The 9,013-nt window shown below is 61.2% G+C and carries 8 protein-coding genes and 1 pseudogene; 2 read left to right on the plus strand and 7 right to left on the minus strand.

The genetic code is table 11. The annotated features are described in order from the left end of the window. Positions 1-511 precede the first annotated feature (511 nt). The 5 genes from MXC11_RS10865 to MXC11_RS10885 form a co-directional block, all read right to left on the minus strand. A complete protein-coding gene (locus MXC11_RS10865; RefSeq protein WP_250010209.1) occupies positions 512-1,246 on the minus strand; it encodes a replication initiation protein in 735 nt (244 codons plus the stop codon). 521 nt (positions 1,247-1,767) lie between these two features. Beyond that, the gene (locus MXC11_RS10870; RefSeq protein ID WP_250010210.1) at positions 1,768-2,397 is read right to left on the minus strand and encodes a ParA family protein; all 630 of its coding nucleotides are present in this window, start codon (positions 2,395-2,397) and stop codon (positions 1,768-1,770) included. Between the two features lie 92 nt (positions 2,398-2,489). Further along, the gene (locus tag MXC11_RS10875; RefSeq protein WP_250010211.1) at positions 2,490-2,774 is read right to left on the minus strand and encodes a helix-turn-helix domain-containing protein; all 285 of its coding nucleotides are present in this window, start codon (positions 2,772-2,774) and stop codon (positions 2,490-2,492) included. Continuing rightward, on the minus strand, positions 2,771-3,130 hold the full coding sequence (locus MXC11_RS10880; RefSeq protein ID WP_462938120.1) for a type II toxin-antitoxin system RelE/ParE family toxin: 360 nt from the start codon (positions 3,128-3,130) through the stop codon (positions 2,771-2,773). The genes MXC11_RS10875 and MXC11_RS10880 overlap by 4 nt, the downstream gene beginning before the upstream one ends. 141 nt (positions 3,131-3,271) lie before the next feature. Further along, a complete protein-coding gene (locus MXC11_RS10885) occupies positions 3,272-4,009 on the minus strand; it encodes a recombinase family protein (RefSeq protein ID WP_349665525.1) in 738 nt (245 codons plus the stop codon). Between the two features lie 38 nt (positions 4,010-4,047). Between MXC11_RS10885 and MXC11_RS10890 the strand changes: the two are divergent. Both MXC11_RS10890 and MXC11_RS10895 read left to right on the plus strand, forming a co-directional pair. Beyond that, positions 4,048-4,605 (plus strand): annotated as a pseudogene (locus MXC11_RS10890) (DEAD/DEAH box helicase); the annotation flags it as partial. Between the two features lie 166 nt (positions 4,606-4,771). Further along, the gene (locus MXC11_RS10895; RefSeq protein ID WP_250010213.1) at positions 4,772-4,966 is read left to right on the plus strand and encodes a hypothetical protein; all 195 of its coding nucleotides are present in this window, start codon (positions 4,772-4,774) and stop codon (positions 4,964-4,966) included. Positions 4,967-5,082: 116 nt separating this feature from the next. On the opposite strand, the gene MXC11_RS10900 is transcribed toward MXC11_RS10895, so the two are convergent. After that, positions 5,083-5,808 carry a M48 family metallopeptidase gene (locus tag MXC11_RS10900; RefSeq protein ID WP_250010214.1) on the minus strand — a complete coding sequence of 242 codons (726 nt, stop codon included), beginning with the start codon at positions 5,806-5,808 and terminating at the stop codon, positions 5,083-5,085. After that, complete coding sequence (locus MXC11_RS10905; protein WP_250010215.1) at positions 5,798-8,893, minus strand: type I restriction endonuclease subunit R; 3,096 nt, start codon at positions 8,891-8,893, stop codon at positions 5,798-5,800. Before MXC11_RS10905 ends, MXC11_RS10900 begins: the two co-directional genes overlap by 11 nt. Positions 8,894-9,013 lie beyond the last annotated feature (120 nt).

Consider the following 9,013-nt stretch of genomic DNA (forward strand, 5'->3'; position numbering starts at 1 on the left):
TTTCCTGATTACCTGCTTTTTGTGCTGGATGCCGGCGCCGTCGTCGCTTCTGGCAAGGATGGTGGGGCCGAGGTCTGGTGAAGAGTCATCTGGCCGTAGGCCAGGCATTTCCGGTTCTTGCCTTTGCTCTGTGCTGGTTGTGTGCCCCTGAAGGTGCGAGGTTCAGGCACGAGAGGTCGAGCAGGGAAGCGCGCTGTGCGCGCCCTGAAAGCCGGGCCGCATGCGGCCCGACGTAGCCCTTGGGGAGTAGGAGCCACGCAGCGGGGGAACTCCTGAGGGATGCCCTGGTATCACCGTGTTTTTCTGTTTTGCTTGCCTTCAAAGGGCTTTTTAGCTTGTTTTTTCTTGTTTTTTCTTGTTTTTAAAACCTTGTTTTTAGGTGCCCTGGAGCCCTAGTGCCACGCGGCTTTCAGCGATTAAGTAGCTAAGGATTCCGGGTTGAAGTAGCTAAGGATTCCGGGTAAGTGGCTAAGGATTCCGGGTAAGTGGCTAAGGATTCCGGGTTGAAAAGCTAAGGATTCCGGCTGTTATCCACAAGGTCGGGGAAGTTGAGCTTCATCTGGTCATCGTCCCTGAACGTAAAGGTAAGCCGATTGATTGCCCGCCCTTTTTTCTCAGTTTTCAGCTCGACGAGAAGGCCGCTTTTCTCTCGAAGCTCAGCAATCGCGGGGTCGATCACCTTGAGCTTGAGGTTGCTGTACCGCTCGTAGGATGGGCCAAGCTCCAGCAGCTCTCGAAACTCGGCGACGCCGACCTTGTAGAACCCCGTGTTTCTGAACTGTTGCAGCAGCTCAAACAGCCGGATGGAGTGCGTCGAAGTCAGATCAGCGATCCGCTTGAGTTCGTAGGTGGTGAATCGCTGGTTGAGGTGAACCAGATAGGGCTGCACATGGACCGTGAAAAACAGCTTCGTTTCGCCCCCTCCGTCGAGGTAATCCACGCGGTCCACCCAGCGGAAACGGCTCTTGTAGCGGCCATCGAAGGTTTTGATATCCCTCTCGTAGAGCGCAGATGTCGCCTCTTTCAACGCCTCATAGGCGTGTTTCAGCGGAATCCCGTACTGCTCTGAAAAGTCCTGGGCAGTGATCGAGATAGGCCGTGGCATCGGCTTGCGCGGATCGATCTGCGAAATCGCCGCCAGCAACAGGCGCTGCTCATTCAGGGTGAGTTTGTACGCGGCCATCACAAGGTCATTCGACTTCGTGACGTTTTTCCTTGAGCCAGGCTCGACCGTAACGCTCTTCATTAGACTAAGCCATACCATTGATTTAGCTTGATACTAACCAGCTAAAAGCAAATGATCAATTAGTCACTTAACCCGGAATCTTTAGTCAAGTGGAATCGCTTGCCATTAGCCGCCAGGCCTCAGCACTGGTGCGGCCTGCGGCTGCTTTTCAGGATGTGCTTTCTGGTGCCTAAACCGCATAGACGCCAAAAATCATGCTGCAATCTTGCTATTATCTTGATGCTAGCAAGACTCTTTCAAAGCCTCATAAGCGTCTAGCGCCCTTTCCAAGACTTCGACCAGCAGCAACCCATCGCGCTCAGCGATATCACGTAGCCGACTATCGAAATCCGGGCTGACGCGGGTAGCGAATGGCAGCGTCCTGTGAGTCTTGCGCGCGCTACGGCCGTCTCTACGAGGTCTTGGCTCAGCTTGCGGCGCGGCAGGGGCTACTTCGGGGGCAGTGAGGTTCTGGCTAGCCTCATCGGGCGAGGGCGGGGTGCCGAGCTTGCTCTTCTTTAGCTTGGACAGGTCGGCCATGGTCATTCTCCGATTCGATCAATCAACGATTGCAGCAGTGCGTCGGCTTTCGCGTTCAGCCCGGCATAGCGAGTCTCTGTGACTGCCCGCCCCTCATTCTGCGCCTGACGGTAGGCAGGCTTTTCAAACAGACAGCCGGACAAGACTGCATAGCCCGCCTCTTCGAGGTAGGCACGTGCAGCTGTCTCTTCCCCTTCAGTGCCGATACGGTTCAAGGCAAAAGCAAGCCGCTGCGCCGGCACGCCTGCTTTGACTAGGGCATGAAACTCTCTCACTGCGGGTCGTAGATCATCGAGAGAAGCGCCGGTCGGCTGCACGACGATGCTTGCCGCCTTGGCGATCTCCAGGGTGGCCTGACTGGTACGTGCCGGCCCATCGATCACCAGCAGGTCAAAGCCATCAGCTGCTGCGAGGGCTTGCGCCGCAGTAGCGAATGCCTCCACCGAGACGACCGGCTCCAGTCCAACGCTCAAGCGTACCCGGTGCCAGTCGACTGAAGTTCCTTGCTGCGTATCTAGGTCGGCCACCTTCACCCTCAGCCCCCCGGCTGCGGCTTCGCGTGCCAAAGCACGGGAGAGTGTGGACTTACCCACTCCCCCCTTCTGACTCACCAGCGCCACCACTGTAGCCATACGACTCTCCATATCTGTTGCAGCTATCTAGCAGCAAGATAGCTACATGAATAAAAGCCCGCAGACGGACACAAGGTCCGCGCGGGCAGAGGTTATGCGGCCATGCTCAACTCAAGGTGTACATGTAGGCCAACTGCGCTCGCGTACCCGACCAGGGCATCAATGCTGAACTTCTGGATGCGGCCGTGTTTCAGATCAGAATACCGTGGGCGGGTAATCCCAAGGCGGGCGGCTTTATCAGCATCGGTGCCCGGCAGCTGCTCCAGGTACTGATTGAGTTTCATCAGCAGCGCAGAGCGCACTTTCATATTCTCAGCCTCAGCCGGGGTATCCTCGATGGCATCCCAGACGCTGGCGAATGTCTGCTCGGTGGTCATGGTGATTCCCTCTTGAGGTCACGCAATCGGCGCGCAGCAAGGTCTATGTCTGCTTTGGCCGTTTGCTGGGTTGTCTTTCGGAAGCAGTGGAGCACCACTACAGCGTCAACGACATTGGCAACGTAGATAACTCGGAAGGCTCCACTCTCCTCCCGGATACGAATCTCCCGCACGCCGAGGCCGATACTCTTCATCGGCTTCCAGTCATCAGGATCGAGGCCATTCTGCACGCGGTCGAGCTGGTGGCCAGCCTCTCGCTTGGCATCCAATGGGAACTCGCGCAGCCTGTCGAGCGAGTCGCCAACGAACCTGACTGCCTTCATTCTTACCCCTTCTTCTTGGTCAGTAGCTGGCATCGCTGTGCCCACCGCGGTGTTATCAAAAATGATAACACCGCGTTCGCTGCACCGCTAGGCGGCCAACACACGATAACGGTTAAATCTTGCTGCTTTCTTGCAGCAAGATTTATAGCAGCATGCAGGTCAATGAGAAATAGCCTATCGCCATGCATGCCCTTTCAGGACAAGCGCTGCTCCTCGTGTCGAGGAAAGGTGATCCCTAGACGGGCAGATAGCCGCTTGACGGTCATCGGCGCGAACGCGGCACCACGACGAGTCTTCACCCCATGCCGGTTGAGGTAGTCGGCACAGCCTGCCAGTGAGGTGATGCCGTCGAAGCTCGCGGCTTTGAGATGGTTCGCCACGCTCAGCGCATAGGCCCGCAGCTGCCACGGCGGCCCCGTTACCAGCCTCATGGGCCTTCCGCCGGCCAGCGTCACGGCGGGATACCTTCGCCTGGGCTGCTGCATCCCCGCTCTCGGCACGGGCCTTGAGCGATGCCAGGGCGTCACGGGTACGGCCAGCGATGAATTCGCGCTCCTGCTGAGCCAGGGCGGCGTAGATGTGGAGCTGGAAGGCGTCCGCGTCCGGCATGGTCGCCACCTTGAACGGCACCCGCTTCACCATGGCGGCGATGTGCTCAACGTCGCGGCTCAGACGGTCGAGCTTGGCGACCACTAGCAGCGCGCCCAGCTCCTTGGCCGCGCCCATGGCCTTGATGCACTCAGGGCGCTCGGTCGGGGCGACAGTGCCGGACGCGGTGTCGACGAACTCGGCTACGACTTCCCAGCCCTTCGCCCTGGCGGCTTGGGCGATGTAATCGCGCTGGGCATCGATGCCCAGGCCGCTTTCGCCCTGGCGCTCGGTCGACACCCGCAGGTAGGCCACCACTTGCATTGCTGTGCGCTCCAGGTTGGCGTGAGCGCCTAGCTTAACAAATCGTTGTCGAGGCACTGGAAAGTCGAGGCGAGGGGTGCCGGGTAGTGACCAACCGGACACCGGACGCACAGCAAGTCATCCATGCGTTCCGGCACAGCGAGTGCCGCTGGATCGTCGCCGTGGGGATGATCAGCGAAGGCACCGACACTCCCCGCCTGCAGGTGTGCTGCTACCTCAGCCGCATCCGTACCGAGCTGCACTACCGGCAAGTGCTCGGGCGCGTACTGCGGCGCATAGGCGGAGTCGATGACCAGGCCTGGCTGTTCATGCTGGCAGAGTCGACCCTGCGGTGCTTTGCAGAGCGGATTGCGGAAGATCTGCCGGATGAGCTAGGCGTGTTGAGCCAGGTGCAGCGACCCGTCACGCCTGCTGCCATGCAGTCAGACGGCACCGGGGCCCGACGCGCGGTCAATGGCAGCGGCGATGGCGACGCTGAACAGCCTGTTGGGGCGGGCGGTACCGGCACCAACTCCCCGGATGGTTTCGCCGCCGGGCCGCGCTACCGGATCAGCTTCTCGCAGCACTACCGGCAGCTGTTGCTGGCGTGCTTCTGAGGGGCAGGGACTACTGCAGCCCAGCCAGGGGGAGAGCCATCATCACATTGGACGGAGCTCTATCATGCACTTGGACGGATAGTCACCCTGACATTGGACGGACGTCCGGCAACGCTCCCACACGGCCCCTCACCCACCAAACCAACCATCGCTGGAGCACACACACATGCAGTGGACCATCGAAGAGAACAACATACTGCTGGACGCCATCGAGCGGGGCATCTCGCCTGACCATGTGGCCGAGATCGTCAGCGACAAGACCGGGCGCGACAAGGCCAGCATTCTCAGGCGCCTCGGCAAGATCGGCTACCTGCGGCGCTGCGGCAGGAGCTTTGCGAAGAAACAGGGCTTCGTGCGTTGAGAGAGGCGTCGTCGCCCGGCCATCAACCCCCGTGAGTGCGCCTGCGCCCTGCCGCAGCCCCCCGCTAGATCGCCACCACGTCGAACGAGTGCCTGTCGGGCAGTATGGTCACCGGGTCAGCTCCACCGCTCATCAGCCAGCATCGAGCTGTTCAGCTCGTCCCGCACCAGCCGCCAGTGCGGCAGATGCCGGTCGAGTACGGACAGGAAGCGCTCGTTGTGTGTGCGCTCGATCAGGTGAGTCAGCTCGTGCACCAGGATGTACTCCAGGCACTGCACGGGCTTCTTGGCCAGCTCCAGGTTGAGCCAGATGCGGCGGGCCGTGGGGTTGCAGGTACCCCACTTGGTCTTCATCCGCTTGATACCCCAGGCTGCCGCCTCTACGCCGAGGATCGGCTGCCACTTGTCCAGCAACTCCGGCACGCGCTGTTTCAGTTCGGCACGGTAGAAGGCCTGCAGGGCTTCCTCGCGTTTTTCCGCGCTGCTGTCGGGGCGGGCGCGCAGCTCCAGCACTCGCTTGCCACGCAGGCTGATTCGTGTGGCCCCGTCATGGGCGATGACGCGCAGGCGGTATCGTTGACCGAGGAAGTAGTGGCTCTCGCCACTGACCATGCGCCGCTGCGACTGCCGCGGCTGCTCCTGGAAGCGCGCGCGCTGGCGTTTGATCCAGCCCAGTCGGTTGATCACCGCCATGCGCACCGCGTCGTCGTCGACCGCCAGCGGCGTAGCGACTCGCACCCGGCCTTCGGGCGGGTAGACGCCCAGGTGCAGGTTCTTGATCGGCTTGCGCACCACCTCGACGCTCAGGCCGGCGATGTGCAGGGTATGGCTGTCAGTAGCCATGCTGACTCTTCACCAGCTCCAGCACGCTGTCGATTAGCGCTGCGCTGTCGTTGACCTCATAGAGCCCAGGTCCCTCGCCAAGATCCTGCCCTGCGGCATCCAGCACCTCCTTGATCGCCAGACGTACTCGGCGAGTCTTGAAAGCGTTGCCACGCCAGTCATCCTGGCGGTGCGACAGCACGGCCGCATCGACCGCCAGGGCCAGCGCCTCGCTCTTACCCAGGTTGTCGTACAGCGCCTGACGGCCTGGCGTGGAGATGGCGGTCGGGTACTGACTGGCACCGCCGGGACTCTTGGCCTGCTGGGTCAGCTCGACGATCTTCTGCAGGTACTCCTGATAGCTCAGCGCATTCTCCTTGCGCTGGGCTATCAGCGCATCCAGCAGCGCGGACATCGACTCGTAGTACTTCGGGTTGATCGGCGACTCATCGATGATCAGCTTGCGCACGTTGTTCTCGATGGTTTCCGCCACCGCTTCATGGTTCTCACGAATGCCCTTGGGCAACTGGTCCACGGCGTCCACACCGCGCTCGACGATCAGCTGGATCAGCGACAGGTCGTCGAAGGCCGAGACCTTCTCGCTGTCCTCGGCGCGGATGTAGGTGTCGATCAGGAAACGCATGTCCGGCTCGTAGGCCTTGAGATCGATGTAGTCGCCGCTGGCCAGCTTCACCTCATCGCGCACCTTGGTGAAGTGATCGACCTCTGCCTTGATTTCGGCGATCTCCTTGGCGCTGTAGCCGGCCTCCTCCAGCTCGTTGGCCAGGTTGGCGAAGCAGCGGATCAGCGTCGCGGTCAGCTTGTACAGGTTGAGGCGCTTGGGCTCATTGGCCTTGAGCTGTTCGGCATTGCCGGACTCCAGGGCGCAGAAATAGCGCTGGTAGGCCAGCGAGTCTTTGGGCTGCTCGACTGGCTCGCATAGCGCCTTGACCGCCTCGCGGGCCTCTTCGAGATCGTCCACCGCCTTGTCCAGGCGGTTCTCCAGCAGGCCGGCCACGTCCTCCTTGTCGAAGCCGTCCAGCGCGCCGCTGGTGTAGTCGCCGATGGCACCCTCCAACTGCTTGAACAGGTCCTTGTAGTCGATGATGTAGCCGTAACGCTTGTCCTCGCCGTCCAGGCGGTTGACTCGACAGATGGCCTGGAACAGCCCGTGATCGCGCATCTGCTTGTCGATGTACAGGTAGGTGGCCGAGGGCGCGTCGAAGCCGGTCAGCAGCTTGTCCACCACGATCAGCAGGCGCATCTGTCCCGGCTCCTTGATGAACTTCTGCTTGACCGCCTTCTCGAAGGCCTCTGGGTCCTGGTCGCCGAGCATCTGCTTGTAGATCTCGTACTGGCGCAGCTTCTCGGTCAGGCCCTCGCCGGTGGCCTCGCCCTTGATGTCCGAAGGCGACGGCTTGTAACTGGTGACGATGGCGCACTTGTCGCCCAGCCCCGCCTTGCAGAACAGCTCGTAGCACTTGCAGGCCTCGAAGATGCTGCTGGTGACCAGCATCGCATTGCCGCGGCCATCGGCCAGGCGGTCCTTGGTGGCCATGTCGAGCAGGATGTCGGCGACGATCTTCTCCAGCCGCGACTGGCTGGACAGCACCTTCTGCATGCTGCCCCAGCGCTGCTTGAGCTGCGCCCTGGCCAGGTCATTGAGGCCCTTGGTCTTGGCCTCGAACCACTGGTCGATCTTCTTCTGCGAGGTGATGTTCTGGTCGATGTCGCGGGCCTCGTAGCGCAGGTCCAGCACCACACCATCGGCCACCGCTTCGTCGAACTTGTAGGTATGGATGTAACGGCCGAACACCTCGATGCTCTTCTGCTTGTCGGCCTTGAGCAGCGGTGTACCGGTGAAGCCGATGAACACCGCATTGGGCAGGATGGCCTTCATCGCTTTGTGCAGCTCGCCGGACTGGGTGCGGTGGCACTCGTCGACGAACACATACAGATCGCCCTTGGCCCGGAAGTCCGGCGGCAGGCTCCTGCGCAGCTCCTCGATGAAGCCCTCGACATCAGCCTCTTCCTTGCCGCCGAACTTGTGGATCAGCGAGCAGAGCAGCCAGGGTGCCGGTGCGTTGAGCCTCTCGATCAGGTCCGCACCGCTGCCGGCGCGATAGATCTCCTCGTTGACGCCCTTGAAGACCTTTTCGATCTGCTCGTCCAGTTCGGTACGGTCGGTGACGATCAGCACCCGCGAGTCGGTGAGGTTTTCGCGAATCCACTTGGTCAGCCAGACCATGGTCAGCGACTTGCCCGAGCCCTGGGTGTGCCAGATGATCCCGCCCTCGCGGCGGCGCAGGAAATCCTGGGCGGCGCGCACGCCGAAATACTGGTTCTGCCGGCAGAGCTTCTTGATGCCGCTGTCGAACACCACGAAATCGTGGATCAGCTCCAGGAAGCGCGGCTTGTTGCAGACCTGCAGCACATGGCGGTCGAGCAGGTTCTCGACCCGGCTGTCTTCCTTCCAGGTCAGGTAGTACTTCTCGCCGGTCTCGATGGTGCCGTAGCGCAGCCCCTGGGTGTCGTTGCCGGCCATGACCAACTGCTGGGTGGTGAAGAACGGCTGGATGAACTCGGCCTTCTGGTTGTCGAGGTTCTGGCGGATGCCCTCGTTGACCGCCACCTTGGAGCGCTTGAGCTCCAGCACGCCGAGGGCGATGCCGTTGACGTACAGCACGATGTCCGGGCGCTTGCTGTTGGCCTTGGCATTCGCGCCCTTGATGGTGACTTCTTCGGCGATGGCGAAGTCGTTGTTCTCGGGGTTCTTCCAGTCGATCAGCCAGACGGTCTGGGTGTTCTCGCCGATCTCCGGGCGCACCTTCACCCCGTAGCGCAGCAGCTCGTAGACCGCCTTGTTGCAGTCGTAGAGGCTCTTGCCGGCATCGTTGGCCAGCTTGTTCAGCTCGAACAGCGCGCGGCTGATCAGGTTCTCCGCCACCCCCTGTTTGAGCAGCCAGTCGCGCAGCAGCGCGGCCTCGATGTTGGCGTTGCCCGGGCGCTCGATCCAGTCGCCGAGGTAGTCGTAGCCCAGCTGCTGCTGGAGCAGGGCGACGATGCGTTGCTGGGTCTTCTTTTCAATCTGGCCGACGGCGTTCATTGGCGTCCCTGGCTATACCGTTTTCAATTGACTGTTTTAACAGGGCGGCCGCAAAAACTGAGTGCAACACCTGACCTTTCCGGTACGGTGTTGCCATGTCTTACCACGAACTCAGCGTCG

Source organism: Pseudomonas eutrophicaquae, assembly GCF_023544715.1.
Classification (GTDB): domain Bacteria; phylum Pseudomonadota; class Gammaproteobacteria; order Pseudomonadales; family Pseudomonadaceae; genus Geopseudomonas.

Excerpts from the sequence above, each read along its gene's own strand:
- MXC11_RS10865 (WP_250010209.1), bottom strand. The coding sequence starts at position 1,246 with ATGAAGAGCGTTACGGTCGAGCCTGGCTCAAGGAAAAACGTCACGAAG.
- MXC11_RS10870 (WP_250010210.1), bottom strand. The coding sequence starts at position 2,397 with ATGGCTACAGTGGTGGCGCTGGTGAGTCAGAAGGGGGGAGTGGGTAAG.
- MXC11_RS10875 (WP_250010211.1), bottom strand. The coding sequence starts at position 2,774 with ATGACCACCGAGCAGACATTCGCCAGCGTCTGGGATGCCATCGAGGAT.
- MXC11_RS10880 (WP_462938120.1), bottom strand. The coding sequence starts at position 3,130 with ATGCCAGCTACTGACCAAGAAGAAGGGGTAAGAATGAAGGCAGTCAGG.
- MXC11_RS10885 (WP_349665525.1), bottom strand. The coding sequence starts at position 4,009 with ATGCAAGTGGTGGCCTACCTGCGGGTGTCGACCGAGCGCCAGGGCGAA.
- MXC11_RS10895 (WP_250010213.1), top strand. The coding sequence starts at position 4,772 with ATGCAGTGGACCATCGAAGAGAACAACATACTGCTGGACGCCATCGAG.
- MXC11_RS10900 (WP_250010214.1), bottom strand. The coding sequence starts at position 5,808 with ATGGCTACTGACAGCCATACCCTGCACATCGCCGGCCTGAGCGTCGAG.
- MXC11_RS10905 (WP_250010215.1), bottom strand. The coding sequence starts at position 8,893 with ATGAACGCCGTCGGCCAGATTGAAAAGAAGACCCAGCAACGCATCGTC.